Origin of the sequence: Pseudomonas sp. AA-38 (genome assembly GCF_029457475.1) — a bacterium.
In the GTDB taxonomy this organism is placed as follows: Bacteria; Pseudomonadota; Gammaproteobacteria; order Pseudomonadales; family Pseudomonadaceae; genus Aquipseudomonas.
In genome coordinates this window covers 806,997-828,273 of record NZ_CP120359.1, presented here as the reverse complement: position 1 = coordinate 828,273, position 21,277 = coordinate 806,997, and the positions used below count along the sequence as shown (strand labels likewise).

Annotated in this window: 16 protein-coding genes; 6 read left to right on the top strand and 10 right to left on the bottom strand. The window is 60.5% G+C overall.

Annotation, left to right across the window (positions count from 1 at the left end; translation table 11 throughout):
* Positions 1-179 precede the first annotated feature (179 nt).
* Entirely contained in the window at positions 180-2,225 is a 2,046-nt protein-coding gene (locus PVE35_RS03785) for an AsmA family protein (protein ID WP_277373852.1), read from the bottom strand.
* Positions 2,226-2,339: 114 nt separating this feature from the next.
* On the opposite strand from PVE35_RS03785, the gene PVE35_RS03780 reads away from it, so the two are divergent.
* Positions 2,340-3,119 carry a TatD family hydrolase gene (locus tag PVE35_RS03780; RefSeq protein ID WP_277373851.1) on the top strand — a complete coding sequence of 260 codons (780 nt, stop codon included), beginning with the start codon at positions 2,340-2,342 and terminating at the stop codon, positions 3,117-3,119.
* A gap of 966 nt (positions 3,120-4,085) precedes the next feature.
* Here the strand turns inward: PVE35_RS03780 and PVE35_RS03775 are convergent.
* From PVE35_RS03775 to PVE35_RS03760, 4 genes are all read right to left on the bottom strand, one after another.
* Positions 4,086-6,116: a methyl-accepting chemotaxis protein gene (locus PVE35_RS03775; protein WP_268181396.1), complete on the bottom strand. Its 2,031-nt coding sequence runs from the start codon at positions 6,114-6,116 to the stop codon at positions 4,086-4,088.
* Between the two features lie 186 nt (positions 6,117-6,302).
* Entirely contained in the window at positions 6,303-7,136 is an 834-nt protein-coding gene (gene ampE / locus PVE35_RS03770) for a regulatory signaling modulator protein AmpE (RefSeq protein ID WP_277373850.1), read from the bottom strand.
* Positions 7,133-7,699 (bottom strand): 1,6-anhydro-N-acetylmuramyl-L-alanine amidase AmpD, encoded by a 567-nt coding sequence (ampD, locus tag PVE35_RS03765; protein WP_268181392.1) that lies wholly within the window; start codon positions 7,697-7,699, stop codon positions 7,133-7,135. Before ampD ends, ampE begins: the two co-directional genes overlap by 4 nt.
* Before the next feature lie 120 nt (positions 7,700-7,819).
* Positions 7,820-10,081 (bottom strand): DUF1631 domain-containing protein, encoded by a 2,262-nt coding sequence (locus PVE35_RS03760; RefSeq protein WP_277373849.1) that lies wholly within the window; start codon positions 10,079-10,081, stop codon positions 7,820-7,822.
* Positions 10,082-10,393: 312 nt separating this feature from the next.
* Here PVE35_RS03760 and nadC point away from each other — a divergent pair, with 312 nt between their 5' ends.
* Positions 10,394-11,242, top strand: coding sequence for a carboxylating nicotinate-nucleotide diphosphorylase (gene nadC, locus PVE35_RS03755; RefSeq protein ID WP_277373848.1), 849 nt, complete (start codon positions 10,394-10,396; stop codon positions 11,240-11,242).
* Positions 11,243-11,559: 317 nt separating this feature from the next.
* Here nadC and PVE35_RS03750 read toward each other — a convergent pair whose 3' ends face one another.
* The 3 genes from PVE35_RS03750 to PVE35_RS03740 form a co-directional block, all read right to left on the bottom strand.
* Positions 11,560-12,510, bottom strand: coding sequence for an O-antigen ligase family protein (locus tag PVE35_RS03750; RefSeq protein WP_277373847.1), 951 nt, complete (start codon positions 12,508-12,510; stop codon positions 11,560-11,562).
* Positions 12,492-13,808 (bottom strand): sulfatase-like hydrolase/transferase, encoded by a 1,317-nt coding sequence (locus PVE35_RS03745; protein WP_277373846.1) that lies wholly within the window; start codon positions 13,806-13,808, stop codon positions 12,492-12,494. Before PVE35_RS03745 ends, PVE35_RS03750 begins: the two co-directional genes overlap by 19 nt.
* Before the next feature lie 106 nt (positions 13,809-13,914).
* Positions 13,915-14,256: a pilin gene (locus PVE35_RS03740; RefSeq protein ID WP_277373845.1), complete on the bottom strand. Its 342-nt coding sequence runs from the start codon at positions 14,254-14,256 to the stop codon at positions 13,915-13,917.
* Between the two features lie 225 nt (positions 14,257-14,481).
* Between PVE35_RS03740 and pilB the strand changes: the two genes are divergently transcribed.
* The 4 genes from pilB to lnt all read left to right on the top strand — a co-directional run bounded on the left by pilB (position 14,482) and on the right by lnt (position 19,900).
* A complete protein-coding gene (pilB, locus tag PVE35_RS03735) occupies positions 14,482-16,185 on the top strand; it encodes a type IV-A pilus assembly ATPase PilB (protein ID WP_277373844.1) in 1,704 nt (567 codons plus the stop codon).
* Positions 16,186-16,187: 2 nt separating this feature from the next.
* Positions 16,188-17,408 carry a type II secretion system F family protein gene (locus PVE35_RS03730; RefSeq protein ID WP_277373843.1) on the top strand — a complete coding sequence of 407 codons (1,221 nt, stop codon included), beginning with the start codon at positions 16,188-16,190 and terminating at the stop codon, positions 17,406-17,408.
* A gap of 3 nt (positions 17,409-17,411) precedes the next feature.
* On the top strand, positions 17,412-18,281 hold the full coding sequence (locus PVE35_RS03725) for an A24 family peptidase (RefSeq protein ID WP_277373842.1): 870 nt from the start codon (positions 17,412-17,414) through the stop codon (positions 18,279-18,281).
* 95 nt (positions 18,282-18,376) lie between these two features.
* Positions 18,377-19,900, top strand: coding sequence for an apolipoprotein N-acyltransferase (lnt, locus tag PVE35_RS03720; RefSeq protein ID WP_277373841.1), 1,524 nt, complete (start codon positions 18,377-18,379; stop codon positions 19,898-19,900).
* An 85-nt stretch (positions 19,901-19,985) separates the two neighbouring features.
* Here the strand turns inward: lnt and PVE35_RS03715 are convergent, their stop codons facing one another.
* Together PVE35_RS03715 and PVE35_RS03710 are read right to left on the bottom strand one after the other, a co-directional pair.
* Entirely contained in the window at positions 19,986-20,798 is an 813-nt protein-coding gene (locus PVE35_RS03715; protein ID WP_277373840.1) for a YdcF family protein, read from the bottom strand.
* Between the two features lie 26 nt (positions 20,799-20,824).
* Complete coding sequence (locus PVE35_RS03710) at positions 20,825-21,244, bottom strand: hypothetical protein (RefSeq protein ID WP_268181376.1); 420 nt, start codon at positions 21,242-21,244, stop codon at positions 20,825-20,827.
* Between the last annotated feature and the right edge of the window lie 33 nt (positions 21,245-21,277).

Genomic DNA, 21,277 nt, shown 5'->3' with positions numbered 1-21,277 from the left:
CCTCTAAAAACGTAGGCGAGGTAGCCAGAACAACACCGATGGCGGCCCCGCAAAAACAAGCGAAAAACGGTCGGAGTCGCGCTCGACTTTACGAGTTGTAAATGAGCATTTTGATCGGACTCGCGCACGAGCTTGTTTTTAACGCAGTGATGGCAACGTAGGTAATTTTTAGAGGTGCCCTAACGGCGCTGAATCTGCTGCAGCAATGGCCCGCACTGATCCGGCTCGTCGCCGGCACTGGGCGCCACCAGCGCCAGCAGCCCGGCAGCCGGCGCCACCGCCACGCCCAGCGCCACCAGACCGACGCCGCGCAACACCAGCGGCGTGGCCTGCACCCCCGGCGCCGGCTGCTTGAAGGTGCCGCGCACGTAGAGCGGTGAACGCAGGGAGAAGATACGCAAGCCCTTGGTGGCGGGGGTGACAGTGAAATCCAGACGCTCGCTGGCGAAGTTGGCGTTGCCATCGACCTTGATCACCGCGTTGTCGGTATCGATCACGAACAGCCGCGTGCTCATCAGGCCCTGGCGGATACCGAGATCGGCGGCAGCGCAATGAATCTTCACCTCCTCGTCGCCGAACAGTTGCCCGACCAGGTAATTGCCGACGTTGAGCCCGGCAATTTCCATCAGGCTGCGGCTGACGGCGCCATCGTTGATCAGCATTTTCAGCTCGCCATCGGCGCTGCCGAGCAGGGCCGCCGGCGAGTTGCCACGCCCGCGCAGGCGTGCATCGCCGTTGAGCGCGCCAAGGCTGGTCTGCATCGGCGCGAAACCGGGGAAGAGCTGCTTGAGCCGGAGGTTACGGGCACTCATGCGCACCTGCCCCTGCAGCGGCGTGACCGCGCCATCGAGGCGCACCTGCGCTTCGAGCGCACCACTGGCCATGCCGAAACGCAGGGGTTCGAGGCTGAGCACGCCATCGTGCAGCACCACATGGGTATCCAGGTCGCTGATCGGCAGTCGCTCGCCATGCTCGATGCGCTTGCCGATGAAACGCACGTCAGCATCCATTGCCCGCCAACGGTCGGTGCGAAAGGTGGAGACGGGCAACACCTTGTCTGCCGGCTGGCGATCCTGCTGGCCACGCTGGCGTTGCTCGGCGCTGGAATCGGCACCCACCAGCGGCGCCAGATCACCCCAGCGCAACTGCCTGGAGGTGAGCTGGCCGGACAGCTTGGGCCGGGGCTCGCGCGCGGCATAGGTCAGGTCACCCTGAATGTCGCTGTCGCCAATGCGGCCACGGAAGCCCTGATAACGGAAGATCGCCCCATCGGCATCGCGCAGGTTGGCCTGCAGACGGCCATCGGTGCTGTAGGCCGGGGTTTCCGGCAGGGTCACCCCGGTCAGCGGGTATAGCTCGGCGAGGCTGCGCCCGGACAGGCGCAGACGCAGATCCAGGCTGGCCAGGTTCTGCGGGTCGCTCAGGCTGCCGGCCAGCACGATGCGGGTGGCGCCGATGCGCATATCGGCCTGCAAGGTGAACGGCAGCCTGGCATCGTGCAAGGCCAGCAAGCCGCCCAGCTTGCCATTGGCATCGAGCGCTTGCCCCCGGAAGCGGCCCTTGGCCTGCCAGGCGAAGGCGTAATCCTGCGCGCTGGCATCGTTGGCCGTCAGGCGCTCGGCCGCGCCCTTGCCGACGATATCGGCGAACGGGATCGGCTCACCCAACGGTTCGACCAGCAGATCCAGGCGGGTGGCGCTGCTGCGGTCATCGAGCTGCACCCGCCCCTTGTCGAAGCCGATGGTGCCGATATCCAGGGTCCAGGGATTGGGCTCAGCCTCCTGCTCGCCCCCCAGGTCGAAGATCCAGTTGGCCCGGCCATCGGCCAGGCGCTGCAGGTTGGCCACCGGCGCCCCCAGTTCGATGCTGGGAATGTTCAGGGTCTTCCACAGCAGCGGCAGCGGCGCCAGGCGCAAACGCACACTGCCCAGGCGGAGAAAGTCCTCGCCCTGCGCCCACTGCGGGTTGCCCAGGCGGATATCTTCAGCGGCGAAGTGCGGCCAGGGCAGCCAGGCGCCCAGGCCCTGCTCACCTGGCTCGCGTTGCCAGACCACACGCAGGTCGCCCTCGATGGCGAAGGGCCGATCGAGCGCCGCCGACACCTGTTCATTGATCAGCGGCCGCGCCCGATTCCAATCGAACAGCACGAGAAACAGCATGAGCGCAGCCAGGGCCAGCAACGACAAGGCAAACACCCAGGCAACGAAACGACGAACGAAGGGCACCCGCTACCTCCTTGGCAGAATCCCTCTGGATACCATTCTAGGACTGAAAAAACTCGCCAACGCTCCCCGGCATTGGCAGTAAGCTGAAAGCTCGCCCATAGGTTCTGCCCGCTCATGCGCCTGATCGACACCCACACCCATCTCGACTTTCCCGAATTCGACGCCGACCGCGCCGATGTGCTCGCCCGCTGCCGTGACCAAGGCGTCGAACGCCTGGTGGTGCTCGGCGTATACCAGGGCAACTGGCAGCGCCTGTGGCACCTGGTGGAGGCGAACGAAGGGCTGCATGCCGCCTTCGGCCTGCATCCGGTGTATCTGGAGGATCACCGCCCCGAGCATCTCGAGCAGTTGCGCGACTGGCTGGAACGCCTGGCTGGGCAGCGCAAGCTGTGCGCCGTTGGCGAATTCGGCCTGGACTATTACCTCGAACACCTCGACCGCACGCGCCAGCAGGCGCTGTTCGAGGCGCAACTGGAACTGGCCGCCGAGTTCAAGCTGCCGGTGCTGCTGCATGTACGCCGTGCCCATGCCGCGACCATCGCCACCCTGAAACGCTTTCGCCTGCGCCGTGGCGGCATCGTCCACGCCTTCGCCGGCAGCTACGAGGAAGCCCGCGAATACATCAAGCTGGGCTTTCGCCTCGGCCTCGGCGGCGCCGCCACCTGGCCGCAAGCCAAGCGCCTGCGCAAGGTGGTGGCAGAGCTGCCGCTGGAGGCCATCGTGCTGGAAACCGACGCGCCGGACATGGCGCCATCGATGCATGCCCACCAGCGCAACAGCCCGGAATATCTGCCCGAGATCTGCAGCGCCCTGGCAAGCCTGCGCGACATGGACGCCGTCGAGCTGGCCGAGGCCAGCAGCCGCAATGCCGAGCAGTTGTTCGGCTGGAAGTGAGGTTTTTCGCGGAATCTCGGGAAAATCAGTATTGGCACTGGGCTGGCAAGTTTGTGTGTTGTTTCGGTGTTGTGGACGCCGCTGCGGTGTGTTCAGATAGTCTGGGTTTCGCCCCCTCGGGCGACTCACTTTTCTTTGAACTGCGCAAAGAAAAGTAAGCAAAAGAAACGCACCCCCGCCATCCGGGTCTCGCTTCGCTCGACTCCCCTCACTCCGGCACCGCTCCGGGGTCGGCGTACATGGGCCATCCCTGGCCCATTACGCCTCTCGTGGCATCCATGCCACTCGCCCCCTGCGCAATGCCTACGTTCGGCCTCCTGAAGGGGGAATTTGCGCGCCTGAACGAACAGGTGTGCCAGGCTAGTCCTGCGTGCTCTGGCGGCTGTGAAGTCGCGATGTGGCGGTTGAATTAAACCAATAGTTTCATTCGCACAGTTTCATTCGCTTGAATAGCTTGCCGGCCTTCAGCCGGCATTCTGGTCAGCCCTACGGCTGACCCCATACTCAAGCACTCCATGCCGATTCTGGGTTACCTCGGGTTCAGGCGCGTGCAGAGCCCGCCCAGGAGGGCGAACGGAATCGTCGTGGAAGAGGTTGAGCGACATGGATGTCGCGAAAGCCGCGATGGGCCAGGGATGGCCCACCGCGGCGGGCCTCTGGAGCGGCGATGGAGTGAGCGAACCCTCGCGTAGCGAGGGCCGGATGACCGGGCGGAAGGTTTTGGTTACTTTGCCCGCAAAGTGACTCGCCCGGGAGGGCGAAACCAAAAACGTCAGCAAAAACGCGGCAATTCGGAACAGGCACCAGAAAAACACAAACTTGCCAATCCGCTGTCAACCAAGCATTCCCCCCCAAAATGCGAAGAATCGGAAATAAGAGGATTGCATCCGGCTACGCCGCGACCTGTAGGAGCGGATTTATCCGCGAACGAGGCACTGCGCCGCCCGTTCACACCCGCACGGCTGGTTAAACCCGGAACGCACCGATCAGTTGCCGCAAGCGTGACACCAGGCTACTCAGCTCGTGGCTGGCCTGCTCGGTCTGGCTGGCGCCATCGGCGGTACGCTCGCCGACCTGGTTGATGCGCACGATATTCTCATCGATGTCATGGGCCACGGCGGTCTGCTGCTCGGCGGCCGCGGCGATCTGCTGGTTCTGATCGACGATCATACCCACGGCGCCGAGGATGTTCTCCAACGCCTGCTGCACCTTGCCCGACTCGTTGACCGTGCTTTCGGCCTTGTCGTGGCTGGTGCTCATGGCCTTCACCGCCGCCCCTACACCGCTCTGCAGCTTGCCGATCATGCCTTCGATTTCCGCGGTGGACTGCTGCGTGCGCTTGGCCAGGTTGCGCACCTCGTCCGCCACCACGGCGAAACCACGGCCCTGCTCGCCTGCGCGTGCGGCCTCGATGGCGGCATTGAGTGCCAGCAGGTTGGTCTGCTCGGCGATGCTCTTGATCACATCCAGCACCTGGCTGATCGAGGCACTGTCGCTGGCAAGCTGGTTGATCACCTGAACCGCCTGCTCGATCTCATCGGCCAGGCGCTGGATATTGCCCACCTGCGCCTCGACCAGCGCCCGTCCACTCACCGACTCCTGGTTGACGCTCTGCGCACTGCCCACTGCGGCAGCGGCACTGCGCGCCACTTCCTGGGCAGTGGCGGACATCTGGTTCATTGCCGTGGCCACCTGCTCGATCTGCATACGCTGGCTGGCCACCGCCTGGTTGCTCTGCCCGGACACCTGCTCGACGCGGCTGGCCTGGCCCTCCACCTCGCTCACTGTCTGCCCGACCCGCTCGATCAGGTCGTGAACGCGCATCACCGTCTGGTTGAACACCTGGCCCAACTCCCCCAGCTCATCACGGCTCTGCGCCTGGAAGCTGACGGTCATGTCACCGGCCGCTACCTGATCCATCACCCGCCCAAGATTCTTGAGGGTGCTGCGGGTGGAGACGTAGAAGCCGCTGTACAGGTAGACCACCGCCAGGAATACCAGCACCAGAGCCACCACCAGCAGCACCATCTGCGCCCGATTGTCTGCCAGCCGCTCGCTCAACTGACTGTCGAGATACGCCAGCAGGCCATCGTTGAGCGCATAGGTCTTGGCCATTTCCTGGCTGACCTGATCGTAGAACTGGTTCCAGGGGGTATCCAGGCTGTCGGCGATCACCACCTGATCCTCGAAAAGCGCCGGCGTGTCCTTGAGCGTTTGCAGACTCGCGGCGGCCATCTCTCCCACCCCATCGAACTCCGCCACCTTGCCGGCCACGGTCTGCTGCAGGTTCAAGCCGTACTCGGCATGCAGTTTTTCCAGTTGCAGCAGGATTTCATCGAACCGAGTGCTGGCTGCCGAGTTGAGAAACCCCTGCCCCAACGAATAGGAACCGGTGGCGCGCCCCTCGCTGAGCACGCTGGTCACCTGCGGCGTGACGTTGGTGAGCAGCTCGCTGATCTGGCGGATCTGCCGATACGGATCCTGGCTCAGCCCGGACTGGCTGGCCACCAGCTGGACCAGTACCTGGGAGGCGTTGAGCAGGCGCTCGGTCATCACGGTCTTGGTTTGCAGCGAGCTTTCGCCAGCGGCACGCTTGAGCTCGTCGAGCAGCTCATCGCGCTTGGCGACGAACTCCGCCGCCTGCTCGGGATCACGGCTCACGGCGACGAGTCCCTCCAGCCGAGCGATGAGGGTCTGCTGCAGCTTGCCGATACGCCCTTCGAGATCCCCTGCCTGACCAGACTGACCAATCATGGCGTTGATCTGCACCAGGTCGTTGAGATCCTGCAATTCACGGCGTACCTGAAGGCTGTTGCTCAGCAGCTCGATACTCTCCAGCGCGCTGCGGGTACCGACGAACTGCTGGTAGGAATCGCGCACCAGATAGAAGTTGGTGACCAGCATGGGCAGGAAGAACAGAACGCTGATCAGGCTGAACTTCATGCCGAAGCTGAGGCGATTCATCAGCGCGATGGCAGGATACAACAGAGTCTTCACTAGACGTCTCCCTCGGCCCTTGGTGTTGTTATTGGTCTCAAGGCGTGGTGATCGCCCCTGGAGCTCACCACACTGCGCCCTGCTACTCGCCTGTTCCTCAAGCCTAGGCAGGCCTGGCTGTTATAACCCTTATCGACCACCTGCTGTGTAACTTAAAGTTAAGAGCATGGCGCAAAGCCACCACCCTCACACCAACAGCACCCACAGTGCATAGCCGGCATACCAGACCACCGCGGCGCGAATCAGCAACTGCCAGAGCTCGTCTAGCGTCGCCACGCCTCGTTCGCCCAGCATGGGGGCCGACACCTCACCTGCGGCACGCCCGGCCTTGCTGACCAGTTGCGCAGCGGAAATATCCCAGCTCAGCAGCTCATGCAACAGCGCACGACTGACCGCCACGAAGTTGCCCACCAGGGCGAAGCTGGAGGCCAGCACCCGTACCGGTAACCAGTCGAAGGCATGACGCAACTGCCCGGCGCGCTCACGCAAGGTCGGCAACTCGGCCTGCTCGGCTGCCAACGCGAGCAGTCGGTAGGCAAGCGCGGCCAGTGGCCCGAGCAGCAGGTACCAGAAGATCACCGCGAAGAAACTCTGATAGGAATGCCACAGCAGATAGCCCTGTACCTGCTCCAGCAACGCCGGGCCTTCCTCGGGCTGCAAGCCCAGATCCCGCTCGACGGCATGGTAGGCCGCCTGGCCGTCCTCACGCCGCCAGGCATCGCGGAACGGCCCCAGCGCCGCCTGCACGTCGCCCCGGCCCAGGCTGTAGATCAGCACCAGCAGGTGCACCGCAAGCGCCAGCAGGCCATAGAGCACGGGCTGAACCAGCCACAACAACAGGCCCAGGGCCAGCACCGGTAGCAGCACCAACAGGCCGAGCAGCAGCCAGGGCGATTGCCGCCAGTCACTGCGTTCCATGGCGTGCAGGCGCGCCAGCCAAGCCCCATCCTGCTGGATACGCTGGCGCATTGCCGAGAACTTCTCGACCCAAAGCACCAGCACGATCACCAGAAAACTCATGGTTGCACTCCTTTACCACTGCAGAGGTCGGCGCGAAAACGCGCCCAATCGAATGCCGGCCCCGGATCGCTCTTGCGCTCGGGGGCGATGTCGCAATGCCCGGCGATGCGGGTGACGTCCAACTCGGGATAGGCCGCCAGCAACTGCCGGGTCAGCTCGCTCAGGCAAGCATACTGCGCATCGGTGTATGGCAGTTCGTCGGTGCCCTCGAGCTCCACGCCCAGAGAAAAATCGTTACAGTTCTCCCGCCCGGCGAAGCAGGAAACGCCGGCATGCCAGGCGCGATCGAGGCAGGAAACGAACTGGGTCAGCGCGCCATCACGCTCGATGAAGAAATGCGCGGAGACGCGCAGGCTGGCTATTTCCGCGAAAAAGGGATGCTCGTGCAGCGGCAGACGATTCTGGAAGAATTCCATCACCTTGCCAGTGCCGAACTGGCCCGGCGGCAGGCTGATGTTGTGCACCACCAGCAAGGAAATCTCCCCCTGCGGGCGCGCATTGAAATTGGGTGAGGGGCAATGACGAATACCCCGAAACCAGCCGGTCGCGGCATCTAGCTGCATAGAGTGCTCCTGAGCGAGCTAACACTCTAGAGCAGCAATGCGGGGTAAAGGAAGCGGCGCTGGCAGCAAGGGCAGCCAACCGAGGTCGCCAGGGGCAAGCAGGCCCCTGGCGCGAGACGATCAGGCGTTCTTCAAGCGCCGCAGATTGCCGATCACCGACTCCAGCGCCCGGTCGAACAGCAGGGCATCGTCCAGCAGGCGAATGCTGTTGCGGCGGAACTCCACGGCCAGGCCGATACGGGTCTTCTCCAGCACCTTCATGCCGGTGCGATTGACGAACACGTACTTGCCGATCGGCTTGATGATGGCCGCCAGCTTGCAGCGCAGCTTGTGCTCATCATCTTCCTGGAACTCGACCCAACTGCCGACGCGCAGGCTGTCGACCTGGCGGAACGCCTCGTCATCCTCCGGCAGCACCGGCTCGGGCTCTTCCAGACGAGCCTGTCCAGGTGCCAGCAGGACGATCTCCTCGACCACCTCGACCATGGCCGGGGTCTCTGCAACGGGCTCGCTCTCTTGCGCGGACACTTCCAATGCCTGCTCGGCCACGGCAGCGTCCTGCGTCTCCACCGTTGCCCGCTTGAAGCGCTGGAAAGCCTGCACATGCAGTACTTCCAACTGACTGAAGAATTCGCTGGTGGAGAAGGGGTCGAATGCCGCACTGCTCATTCCTTCACGCAGCGATTTGAGCAGGCTGGGCACCAGCTCCAGCAGACGCTGGCGATCCTCGGCATCCTCGTGCGGCTCGACGCTCCACACCAGATCATCCATGGTCTGCAAGGCGGCCTGCCACTGCACTGACCCCGTACCGTGCTTGAGGCAGGTGAGCATCAGCACCTTGCTCCAGGCCTCCTGCAGCAAGCGCACCACCACCTCCGGCAGCACCTTGCCCAAGAGGCGCTCGTTCAAGGCCTGCTCCACCTCACGGCGGGCCAGCTCAGCCTTGGCGCTACCTTCCTCGGCGTCACGGGTACGCTGTTCGAGCAGTTCGCTGCGGCGCCGCTCATCGCCGGTGAAGGCCATGAAATCCGCCAGCAGTTCGGAAAAGATCGCCGGATCGTCGACGAAATCGTTGAGCAGGCGCTGCACCACCTGCTCGATACGCTGATAGAGGCTATCGCGCTGCACATCGTCCTGATCGACCCAGCCCATGGCCGCCGAGGCGATCTCGTTGAGCAGGCGCCGCGCCGGGTGGCTGCCCCGGCTGAAGAAGGTCTTGTCCAGCACCGCCACCTTGAGCATGGGAATCTGCAGGCGCGCGATCAGCGCCTTGAGCGAGTCCGGCAGGGTACGGTCATCGAGGATGAACTCGAAGAGCATGGACACCAGGTTGATTACATCCTCATCGACTTCCCCCACCACACGGGTCTTGCCACTCTTGGCACTGGCCCGCGCCAGCAGTTGTTCGAGCTGAGGGCGCAGATCGAAGTCGTCGGGCTCGGCCTGGGCTGGCGCACGCTGCTGCAGGTGCGAAAGCAGGCGCATCAGGTCATTGCTGGAAATCGGCAGGGCATTGCTCGTTGCCGCACGCGGAGCCATGGCCGTGCCACGCACCTCTGCCAGCAAATCCTGCAGCGCGCCGAAAACCTCCTGCACGCCTTCATCGCTGCTCACAACGCCGTCTTCTTCGCTCGCATGCGTCCGGGTCGCTCCCGCTGCCGGACGGTTCGACCGGCGTGGCGGTGCCGAACGCAGCTCCGGCAACACACCCGCGCCGACCAGCACCTGATTGGCCTCGGCATACAGGGTGTCGCAACTGCCGAGCACGTACTTCTCGAACAGCTTGAGGATGATCAGCTTGACCTTGATCTCCACGCCCAGGCCACCGCAGGCATCGAGAAAACATTCGCAAAGTGCGGTCGGCCCCAGCGGGTTGCTCTTGTCATCGAGCTTGCGGCTGACCAGCGCATTGAGACGCGTGGTGAGATGACCGAGGGCCATGGCATCATGGCTCATGACACGGGAAATCATGGCATCGGTGGCCACGGTTTCTTCCAGGTCATCGTTCTGCACCAGGCTCAGGCTGTCGAAAGACACCGTATCCAGCGCCGGCTGCGGCTTGCCGATCTCGTACTGGTTGAGATTGACGAAGGCCTCGAAGATCTTCTGCAGAAACACCCGCTCGATGCTCTTGCGCTTGAGGCGCAGATCGCGCATGGCCTCGAAGAAGGCATTCTGCTCGGAATTGCTGGTCGCCCGATCCGCCATCTCGAAGAGAGTATCGTCGGCGTTGTCGAACAGGCTCTGCAGATTCTGCTTGAGCTGTTGCGCGGCCTTGTCACGTACCTGGATCAGCGCCACGGGCAGTCTTCCTACCGGCGAAGTTGGCGATTGCGCAGCGGCGGCCTTGTTCAACGGCACCACGTTCGCGTCGGTCTTCATTCTAGTCTCCTGCAGACTGCCCGTTCGGGCCTCTGGTCTGCACAGCAGCAACCGCGCCTTATTCGTAACGTCAACGATATGGCGTCAAAATAAACGGAATGAATGCATTATAGGGAGCCTGTGCGACATACCAAGCTCATTTTTGCCACTTCCATGATGCGCTTCACAGATCGTCTCTTTCGCGATGCCACATGGCCTGCATGCGGCGCTGGGGCTGCGATGCAGTCGAATCCCCTGCCTGCATGGACAACGGAGCATTGCCCCAGGTTCGACCGCCTTTATAATCGCCGCTCGCCCAACCCGGAGCCGACCATGCCCAACCTGACCCTCGCCGACCTCGGCAGCGAAATCGAAGCCAATGTCCGCCGCGCCCTGGCCGAAGACATCGGCAGCGGTGACATCACCGCGCAATTGATTCCCGCCGAACGCCTGGCCAGCGCGCGGGTCATCACCCGCGAAGCAGCGGTGATCTGCGGCACCGCCTGGGTCGACGCCGTGTTCCGCCAGCTCGACCCGCGCGTGGCGGTGCACTGGCAGGTGCAGGACGGCGACCGGGTCAACCCCGACCAGACCCTGTTCAGCCTCGAAGGCCCGGCCCGCGCCCTGCTCAGCGGCGAACGCAGCGCCCTGAACTTCCTGCAGACCCTGTCTGCCGTGGCCACCCGCTGCCGCCACTACGCCGACCTGGTCGACGGCACCCAGGTGAAACTGCTGGACACCCGCAAGACCCTGCCCGGCCTGCGCCTGGCGCAGAAATACGCCGTCACCTGCGGTGGCTGCCACAACCACCGCATCGGCCTGTACGACGCCTTCCTGATCAAGGAAAACCACATCGCCGCCTGCGGCGGCATCGCCCAGGCCATCAGCAGCGCCCAGCAGATAGCCCCGGGCAAGCCGGTGGAAGTGGAAGTGGAAAGCCTGGAAGAACTGCGCGAAGCCCTGGAAGCCGGCGCCGATATCGTCATGCTCGACGAACTGTCACTGCAAGACATGCGCGAAGCCGTGCACTTGAACGCCGGCCGCGCCAAACTGGAAGCCTCGGGCGGTATCAACGACAGCACCTTGCGCACTATCGCCGAAACGGGCGTGGACTATATCTCGCTGGGGACGCTGACCAAGGATGTGAAGGCGGTGGATTTGTCGATGAGGTTGGCACTATGAAAAATACAAAAATTAATCCGATGCACTAGCGCGACGGATACCCGCTGCCATTGCCGCACAGCCGGTTACAAAAAATGCCGCTGAGGTTCCATGATAAAAAACCCCATCGACAAGCGATAACAAGAAAAGTGCAGCCCCCAGACTGAGACCAAGCACCAACAAAGGGTCACTCTTTCTCCGAAGCTGCAAGTAGAGCAAACCTCCCCTAATAAAAAGCCAAGCACACAACCCCATAATCAGGCATGTCGCAATAACCCCCCACTCCGATAAGAGCTGTAAAAGGCTATTGTGAGGCTGAACAAGGGACTGATTGCTATTTAGCGCCCGAAAAGCCTCGCCCCCCAGCCAAACCAAGGGCGCTCTACGATAGATTCGAGCAGAGAGCTCCATATATACAGCCGACTCGAGCTAACCTGATCAAGAGATTGCGCACCCAAGGTGCGAGAGAACATATTCAACCACCCCATCGAGCGGTTACCCACATCGAAAAGCGCAGCCAAGAAAAGAGCAAAAATCGTAACCAGGGCTAACCCCCCCCAAGAACGCCAGCAAGCTCTACATGGATAACGCAGCAACAGCAGGGCAAACCCGCAAATAAATGCAGCTATAGCACCACGCCCTCCACTCCACAACAAAATGGCCAGAGCCAGCATGTAGAGCCCTAGGAAGACAAAGCGTCTCGCACCTGAAAAATGGAAAAATGCAAACCCCAGAACAATTGACGCCGCACAAAAGAAGCCACCCAAGTTTCTAATATGCGTGAACAATGGAGGACTCGACACCCACGGATATCTGTAAGGATCCCCTGAACTCAACCAGGCCTGCACTATAAACGAGAGGACTACAACAACAGAAAGTCCGACACCCCACAAAACCGACGACAACACCTCCGGACTCCGAACCAACAACAAAAATATAGCGACAAAAAGAGCCAAATGTGCAAGCAGTTCAAAAACACGTCGCCAATCGGCAAGGGCAACCCCATCATAAGCAGCAAGCGCATTAGCCAACAACACGCAAACCACAACTCCGAAAAAAATGCCCGTTATATCTTTATACCCCTCATGAGCGGACAGCTTCACACGCCACAAAACGCAAACAGAAAAAAAGAAAAAAGCCTCCAGCATGGCAATATGAAAATTATTCGCAAAGCTGGAAGCCGTATTAATCACCCCCAAAGAAGTAACAAAGCAAAAAACGAGTAGCGCACGAACCCAACCAGTGCCCCCCTTCTTATCGAAAGACCGACTCATTTCAGATACACCCATGGCACACGCCCAGAAACGAAATATTTATTCTTCGTTGCGACATCCATAATGACCGGCTCATGATCACCTACGACAATGACCTGAACATCTCTCATCACGTCCTGATCCAAGGTGTGCGCCAACCTCTCGAAAAACTGAGCCTGCAACTTCAAATTCCGACAGACCTCCGACGAAGACTCTATTGCAAACGCGGCACAGTCAAAGCGATCATTTCTTAGGTCGCGCAGATCATAAGGCGCATGGCTATTAAGCGTAAGCCAATACAGAAAACGCCTGCCAGGCTTCTGAAAGAACGAATGCACCTCATCAAACATGTCGGCATCACAGCCGCCAGGAAAAGAGTAACAGCGACGCGGCCAGAAGCGAGACTCAAAAAACACACTACGATCAAAACCCACACGCGGATACCAATAAAGACGGTCGTACATCATTCCTGTTGCCGCATGTAATGAAAGCGTCGTGTAACCTGCAGCGCGTAGCTGATTCGGTAGACAATGCTCAAAGCCCTTCAAAACAGGCTTAAGGTTGTAATGCATCGGCACAAGATCACATAACTCCCTTAACTCCCCAGCCAAGGTCATGCCAGTGGATAAAACATCACCTCGATCAAATTTACGACCAGACAGCACTCGGAGGGGCTCAAGCAATTGTGCCTGTATTTGCGGATCAACCGTTTCCCCCCAAGACTCAGCGACGACTAACATCAATCGCGCCACAGCCCCCCCCCCCTCCCAGAAGGGTGCGGAAGCATTTACCCCACGGCCCGAAATTAAAGCAGGGCCTTGCTCATCGAAAAGGCTAAGGAATAGATCGCTACGCGCATAAAAAAAAAGCTGCGTCTGGCTTTTCGCCCACCACTGCGTCGAAACTCTATAGAAGCGATCAGGTACGGCACCAGAGACGCCGACTTGAAAGAGACTCACAAGAAACAAAACATTTAGCAACCCAAGCGCATGCACTGCCTTGGCACGACACGATGCGAAATATATCAGCGCAACCAACGACACATAGAGCAGAACAAAAAAACACAGCCAGATAACATGATAAATCGATGATAGCATTACAAAACTAAAGATATAAAAAACGTCACCCAACCGAACAAATGGCACAACCTGACCAAATAACCCCAAAGCATCAATTAGCAGAAAAAACAATAAAAGCATTACACCTAACCGCCTCCATCTCAAAGCCAACAATGCCACAACGACGGCGTAATCAATATTTATATACGGCCTCCCCAAACCGAACAAAAACGCAGCCAGACCAAAAACCATATTGGGCAAGATCAACGCCAGCAACAACCACCACGCCCGACGAACCAAATTAGGTACCCTCCCAAACCGAAACCCCATAAAAAAGCCCCAGCAAATGCTGGGGCTTCAACAACTATAAGGCCACTAAAACTTAGGAACCCAAAGAGCAGGAACCGTTTTCAGTGTCACACTTCACCGTTTTAGAGGTACCATCTTTCGGAGTGAAAGTGAGCTCACCGGTGATATCAGCAATAGTAGCCGGGATATCTCCCTCACAGCGCGAAAGCTCCATGTCAGGGATAAGTTCTTCATCATTGTTGGCCTTCGCCGCGACCAGACCACTCATCAAACTCTTAGCCTCAGCCAGACAGGCAGTATCCGCAGATTTCTTTGTATAATTCTGATAAGCAGGCAGGGCCACTGCAGCCAGAATACCGATAATTGCAACAACAATCATCAGTTCGATCAGGGTAAAACCTTTTTGAGCTTTCATTGAAGTTCTCCTAAGTTTATTTCAGGTGCTGGAACCTGCTCAGAGCAAAGCAGAACGCGTGCCAACTTTCCAAAACGCTTAAATTGGAGATTTTGCCCCACATGATGCTGCAACCTCCTCACCACCCGCAGCACAAGATGACATTTTTCGTCACCTCACTGACAAGCATTTGGCAGCCACTGCCGTGTGCGTTATAAGGCTGGCATCAGAAGATCGAGGTATGCCATGAACGATACGGTTTCCCTTTCCGGCCTGGCCAGGCAAATCGTGGCGGCACAGCTACTGGATGAAAAACAGGCGCAGCAAGCTCAAAACCAGGCCAAACGCAATCAGCTACCACTGGTGACCTACCTAGTACAGAACAAGCTGGTCAAAAGCCGCGCCCTAGCGGAACTGGCCTGCGAGCAATTCGGTGTGGCCTTTATCGACCTGCATACGCTGGACAAGGAGGGCCAACCCAAAGACCTGATCAGCGAGAAACTGATTCGCCAGCACCGCGCCCTGCCCCTGTGGCGGCGCGGTAACAAGCTGTTTATCGGCGTTTCCGACCCCACCAACCACCAGGTGATTACCGATATCCAGTTCAGCACCGGCCTGAATACCGAAGCCATTCTGGTCGAGGATGACAAGCTGGGCGATGCCATCGACAAGTTCTTCGAGTCAGCAAACAGTGGCATGGAAGATCTGGCCGATGTCGATCTGGATGGTCTGGATGTGGAAGCGGTCGACGATGACAAGCAGGTAGGCGAGGCCGGCGCCGATGCCGATGACGCCCCGGTGGTTCGCTTCGTCAACAAGATGCTGCTGGATGCCATCAAGGGCGGCTCTTCCGACCTGCACTTCGAGCCCTATGAGAAGACCTATCGCGTGCGCTTTCGCACCGACGGCATCCTGCATGAAGTAGCGCGCCCGCCAATCCAGTTGGCACCACGCATTTCCGCGCGCCTCAAGGTGATGGCGGCGCTGGATATCTCCGAGCGGCGCAAGCCGCAGGATGGCCGGATCAAGATGCGTGTATCGAAGAACAAGGCCATCGACTTTCGCGTCAATACACTGCCCACCCTGTGGGGCGAGAAGATCGTGATGCGGATTCTCGACCCCACCAGCGCACAGATGGGTATCGATGCCCTCGGCTACGAAGAAGAGCAGAAAGAACTCTATATGAACGCCCTCAAACAACCGCAGGGAATGATTCTGGTCACCGGGCCCACCGGCTCGGGCAAGACGGTATCGCTCTATACCGGCCTGAACATCCTAAATACCCCGGACGTGAACATTTCCACCGCAGAAGATCCGGTGGAGATCAACCTTGAAGGTATCAACCAAGTCAACGTCAACCCGAAGCAGGGCATGGACTTCACCCAGGCGCTACGCGCCTTCCTACGCCAGGATCCGGATATCATCATGGTGGGTGAGATTCGCGACCTGGATACCGCCTCCATCGCCGTCAAGGCCGCGCAGACCGGGCATATGGTGATGTCCACCCTGCACACCAACAGTGCCGCAGAAACCCTTACACGCCTGCGCAATATGGGTGTGCCCTCCTTCAATATTGCCACCTCGGTGAACCTTATCATCGCCCAGCGCCTGGCGCGCAAGCTGTGCAACCAATGCAAGAAGGAAGTGGACGTACCACGCGAAGCGCTGCTGGCTGAAGGCTTCCCCGAAGACAAGATCGGCACCTTCAAGATCTACGGCCCGGTTGGCTGCGAAAATTGCAAGGGCGGTTACAAGGGCCGTGTCGGTATTTATGAAGTGGTTAAAAACACGCCCAACCTGCAGCGCATTATCATGGAGGAAGGCAACTCCATCGATATCGCCACACAGATGCGTAAAGACGGCTTCAATGATCTGCGCACCTCCGCTTTGCTCAAGGCCATGCAAGGGGTTACCAGCCTTGAGGAAGTCAACCGCGTAACCAAGGATTAACCATGGCGGCAAAAGCTCTGAAAACCAGCGTATTCACCTGGGAAGGCAAGAACAAAAGCGGCGCGGTCGTCAAAGGCGAGATCAATGGGCAGAATCCGTCTCTGGTCAAGGCGCAACTGCGCAAGCAGGGCATCAACCCGACCAAGGTGCGCAAGAAATCGAGCATTTCCTTCGGCGGTGGCAAGAAGATCAAGCCCATGGACATTGCTCTGTTCACCCGGCAGATGGCGACCATGATGAAGGCCGGCGTGCCTTTGCTGCAGTCCTTCGACATCATTGCCGAGGGCTTCGACAACCCTAACATGCGCAAGCTGGTCGAGGAGCTCAAGCAAGAAGTAGCGGCAGGCAACAGCTTCGCATCGGCGCTACGCAAACAGCCGCAATACTTCGATGATCTTTATTGCAACCTTGTGGACTCCGGCGAACAGTCTGGCGCCCTGGAAACCCTGCTGGATCGGGTAGCGACCTACAAGGAAAAAACCGAGGCACTCAAGGCCAAGATCAAGAAGGCCATGACATATCCGATCGCAGTGATAGTGGTTGCCCTCATTGTCTCTGCTATTCTTTTGATCAAAGTCGTACCCGCCTTCGAGTCGGTATTCGCTGGTTTCGGTGCCGAGCTTCCTGCCTTCACTCAGATGGTCGTCGGACTTTCTGTAATGCTCCGGGAGTGGTGGATCATCGTACTGGCTGGCCTTCTTTTACTGGCTTTTGCTCTGAAGGAAGCTAACAAACGATCCGCAAAGTTCAGAGACGGCAAAGACAGGCTATTGCTGAAAGTCCCGATTGTCGGAGACATTCTCTACAAATCAGCGGTCGCTCGCTTCGCCCGTACACTCTCGACGACTTTTGCGGCTGGTGTTCCGCTGGTAGACGCCTTGGACTCAGTAGCAGGGGCCACGGGTAACGTTGTGTTCCGCAATGCCGTGAACAAGATCAAGACGGACGTATCCAGCGGTACTCAGCTCAATTTTTCCATGCGCACGACTGATGTTTTCCCGACGCTGGCGGTGCAGATGACCGCCATTGGCGAGGAGTCTGGAGCCCTCGATGAGATGCTGAGCAAGGTCGCCACCTTTTATGAAGAAGAAGTCGACAATATGGTCGATAACCTGACCAGTCTGATGGAGCCCATGATCATGGCTGTCCTAGGCGTGCTGGTTGGTGGCCTGGTTATTGCCATGTACCTGCCAATCTTCCAGCTGGGTAATGTAGTCGGCTAATAAATGGATCTCTTCAACTTTCTGGCCAGCCACACGCTGGCCTTCGCTTGCTGCGCCCTGCTGCTGGGCCTGTTGATCGGCAGCTTTCTCAATGTAGTGGTCTACCGCCTGCCGCTGATGCTGCAGCGCGATTGGCGGGAGCAGGCGCGTGAGGTACTGGAGCTGCCTGCCGAACCCAGGCAGGCCACCTTCAACCTGATCCTGCCCAATTCCAGCTGCCCCCACTGCGGTCACGAGATTCGCCCCTGGGAGAACGTTCCGCTGCTCAGCTATCTGGCGCTGCGCGGCAAGTGCTCCAACTGCAAGGCGGCCATTAGCAAGCGTTACCCCATTGTGGAGCTGGCCTGCGGCCTGCTTTCGGCTTATATCGCCTGGCATTTCGGCTTCACCTGGCAGGCTGGCGCCATGCTGCTGCTGAGCTGGGGCCTGCTGGCGATGAGCCTGATCGACGCCGACCACCAGATTCTGCCGGACGTACTGGTACTGCCCCTGCTCTGGCTCGGCCTGATGGTCAACCACTTCGGCCTGTTCACCAGCCTGGAAGATGCCCTGTGGGGCGCCATTGCCGGTTATCTGAGCCTGTGGTCGGTGTACTGGTTGTTCAAGCTGATCACCGGCAAGGAAGGCATGGGTCACGGCGACTTCAAGCTGCTGGCCATGATCGGCGCCTGGGGCGGCTGGCAGGTGCTGCCGCTGACCATCCTGCTGTCGTCCCTGGTCGGTGCGGTGCTGGGGGTAATCCTTCTGCGCCTGCGCGGCAGTGACACCAGCACGCCCATCCCCTTCGGCCCCTACCTGGCCATCGCCGGCTGGATCGCCCTGCTCTGGGGCGATGCCATCACCTCCAGCTATCTGCACTTCGCCGGATTCTGAGTGTGCAGCGCAGGTTGTCTGCGCTGTATGAAGGCTTTCCCCGCGCCCCGATCCGCTCTACCCTTGCGCCACCTCAGACTCCCCAGGATGCTTCCATGCCGCAATGGATAACCCGCCCGGGCTGGCCCGGCCATCTGCTCGCCATGCTCAGCGGTGCGCTCACCACGCTAGCGCTGGCGCCCTTCGATATCTGGCCGCTGGCCGTCATCTCCATCGCCCTGCTGTATTACAGCCTGCGCGAGTTGCGCCCTGGCCAGGCGGCGCTGCGTAGCTGGAGCTATGGCTTCGGCCTGTTCGCCTCGGGCACTAGCTGGGTATATGTCAGCATCCACGACTACGGCTCGGCCTCGCCGGCCCTGGCCGGCTTTCTGACCCTGGGTTTCGTCGCCGGCCTGGGGCTGTTCTTCGCCCTGTTCGGAGCCGTCTGGGCACGCTGGATCCGCCGCCGCGAGGCACCACTGGCCGATGCCCTGGCCTTCGCCGCCTTGTGGGTGGCGCAGGAAGTGTTCCGTGGCTGGTTCCTCACCGGTTTTCCCTGGCTCTATGCCGGTTACAGCCAGCTCAGCGGCCCGCTGGCCGGGCTGGCACCGCTGGGTGGGGTATGGCTGTTGTCGTTCGTGCTGGCGCTCTCGGCGGCGCTGATCGTCAACCTCAATGCCTTGCGCCCACGCCGGGCCTTCTATACCTGCGCTCTGGTGTTGTTGGTCGCGCCCTGGGGTGCCGGCCTCGCCCTGCAGGATCATCCCTGGACGGCGCCCAAGGGCGAACCGCTGAAGATCGCCGCGATTCAGGGCAACGTCGCGCAGAACCTCAAGTGGGATCCAGCGCAATTGAGCGCACAACTGGCGCTGTACCGCGATCTCAGCTTCAGCGCCAAGCCAGTGGACATCCTGGTCTGGCCGGAAACCGCCATCCCCGTGCTAAAGGATCAGGCGCAAGGCTATATCGGCGTGATGGATCGTTTCGCCCGTGACCGCGACAGCGCCCTGATCACCGGCGTGCCGGTACGCCAGCCCAACGCGCGCGGCGAGATGCGCTACTACAACGCGATCACCAGTTTCGGCGCAGGCCAGGGCACTTACCTCAAACAGAAGCTGGTGCCCTTCGGCGAGTACGTGCCGCTACAGGACGTGCTGCGCGGCCTGATCGCCTTCTTCGACCTGCCGATGTCCGACTTCGCCCCTGGCCCGGCCGACCAGCCACCACTCCTGGCCAAGGGGCAACGTATCGCACCCTATGTCTGCTACGAGGTGGTCTACCCGGCGTTCGCCGCGCAAATGGCGGCCCAGAGCGATATCCTCCTGACCGTGAGCAACGACGCCTGGTTCGGCACCTCCATCGGCCCGCTGCAACACCTGCAGATGGCGCAGATGCGCGCCCTGGAGGCTGGCCGCTGGATGATCCGCGCCACCAACAATGGCATCACCGTGCTGATCGACCCCTATGGTCGAGTGCAAAAGCGGCTGCCGCAGTTCGAGCAGGCCGTGCTCTATGGCGAGGTGCAATCCATGCAAGGGCTGACGCCCTACCTGCAGTGGCGCAACTGGCCGCTGGCGCTGCTCTGCGCGCTCCTGCTGGGCTGGGCGCTGCTGGCCAGCCGCATGGCCAAAGCAGTATAGGGGTGGCTGCAAGCTGCAAGCGTGACAGTGTAGCTCGGATGCAAACCGGGGATTCCCTGCCAGATTTCCCCGGATTGCATCCGAGCTACTCGCTTTTACTTGCCGCTTGAGGCTTGAGGCTTGTAGCTGCTTCTCGCCCATAGACGATGGGATACGCCAATAAGCCGATCGCCTCGTTGAGCAGCATGCTGCTTTGCCAGATCACGCGCGATTCCGGCAACCATCCGCCCAAGGGGCGTTCATAGCCGAAGCTGAGATAGCCCATCGGCGCAGTGATCACCTCGAAACCAGCCTGCTCGAAACTCCAGCGCGCCCTCGGCATGTGCCAGGCCTGGGTGACCAAAACCACGCGGTGCACGCCCTGAGCCTGCAGCAGTTCGGCACTGAGCACGGCGTTTTCCCAGGTGGTGCGGCTTCGTTCTTCCAGCCAGCGAACCTCCAGCCCATAGTCACGGCGCATGGCATCGGCCATCAGCGCGGCCTCGCTCGGCGGCTGGCCATAGTGCAGGCCGCCGGTCACCGCCAGCGGCAGGCCCGAGGCCCGCGCCAGGCGCGCCGCGTAGCGCAGGCGCTCCAACGCCATCAGGCCGGGTTGATCGGTGCCACCCCAGCCCGGATCGTTCTGCTCACGCCCGGCACCCAGTATCACGATGGCATCGGCGCGTTGCGCAAGGCCCGCCCACTGCGCCTCGGCCAGCGCCGGCTCGCGCTCGAGCAGGCTGGCGCTCCATTGCATCACTGCGGGCAGGCTCATCAACCACAGCCCACCCAAGCCCAGCACGAAGGCACTGGTCGCCAGACGAGGAAAGCGCTTGCGCGCCCACCAGCCCAGCAGGATCAGCAGCAGAAGCACGCCTGGCGGCATGAGCAGTTGTTTGAGCATGTAGCGAATCGGCATGGGCATCCCTCTTGGATGCCCACAGCCTAGCGGGGTTTGCCGCTGCGGAACAGTTGCGAGCCACAGGCCTGACAGGCCATCACACCTCGGTGACGCTGCCAACTCACGCAGGTACCACATAGAGCGCAGTACAGCGGATGGCGACGAATCATCAACCTGGGCTTGGCCTTGCCATGAACCGGTTTGCTACCGCGCCTGGGCTGATGCTGCAGCAGCGCCAGCTCCTCGGCTGCCGCCTGCCAGCCACGCAACCAGCTCATGTCGCGGTTGAGGTAGGCCTGTACCAGTTCCATCTCGGCGCTGCTGAGCCCCTTGAGCTCGAGCTCATCACGGGTCTCGGCACGCAGCGTACTGGCCGTTTCGGCTTCGTCGAGTGCCAGGGCCAGCCGTTGCAGCAAGCGCTCGTACAGATCACCGCCTCGTTCTCTCGTTCGCGCTTCGCCCATGCGGCACCTCGACAAGCCCCAAGGCATGGGGCT

What these genes read in the sequence shown, in the direction of transcription:
- PVE35_RS03780 (WP_277373851.1), top strand. Translation starts at nt 2,340, where the DNA reads ATGCGCCTGATCGACACCCACACCCATCTCGACTTTCCCGAATTCGAC.
- ampE (WP_277373850.1), bottom strand. Translation starts at nt 7,136, where the DNA reads ATGAGTTTTCTGGTGATCGTGCTGGTGCTTTGGGTCGAGAAGTTCTCG.
- ampD (WP_268181392.1), bottom strand. Translation starts at nt 7,699, where the DNA reads ATGCAGCTAGATGCCGCGACCGGCTGGTTTCGGGGTATTCGTCATTGC.
- PVE35_RS03760 (WP_277373849.1), bottom strand. Translation starts at nt 10,081, where the DNA reads ATGAAGACCGACGCGAACGTGGTGCCGTTGAACAAGGCCGCCGCTGCG.
- nadC (WP_277373848.1), top strand. Translation starts at nt 10,394, where the DNA reads ATGCCCAACCTGACCCTCGCCGACCTCGGCAGCGAAATCGAAGCCAAT.
- PVE35_RS03750 (WP_277373847.1), bottom strand. Translation starts at nt 12,510, where the DNA reads ATGGGTGTATCTGAAATGAGTCGGTCTTTCGATAAGAAGGGGGGCACT.
- PVE35_RS03740 (WP_277373845.1), bottom strand. Translation starts at nt 14,256, where the DNA reads ATGAAAGCTCAAAAAGGTTTTACCCTGATCGAACTGATGATTGTTGTT.
- pilB (WP_277373844.1), top strand. Translation starts at nt 14,482, where the DNA reads ATGAACGATACGGTTTCCCTTTCCGGCCTGGCCAGGCAAATCGTGGCG.
- PVE35_RS03730 (WP_277373843.1), top strand. Translation starts at nt 16,188, where the DNA reads ATGGCGGCAAAAGCTCTGAAAACCAGCGTATTCACCTGGGAAGGCAAG.
- PVE35_RS03725 (WP_277373842.1), top strand. Translation starts at nt 17,412, where the DNA reads ATGGATCTCTTCAACTTTCTGGCCAGCCACACGCTGGCCTTCGCTTGC.
- lnt (WP_277373841.1), top strand. Translation starts at nt 18,377, where the DNA reads ATGCCGCAATGGATAACCCGCCCGGGCTGGCCCGGCCATCTGCTCGCC.
- PVE35_RS03715 (WP_277373840.1), bottom strand. Translation starts at nt 20,798, where the DNA reads ATGCCGATTCGCTACATGCTCAAACAACTGCTCATGCCGCCAGGCGTG.
- PVE35_RS03710 (WP_268181376.1), bottom strand. Translation starts at nt 21,244, where the DNA reads ATGGGCGAAGCGCGAACGAGAGAACGAGGCGGTGATCTGTACGAGCGC.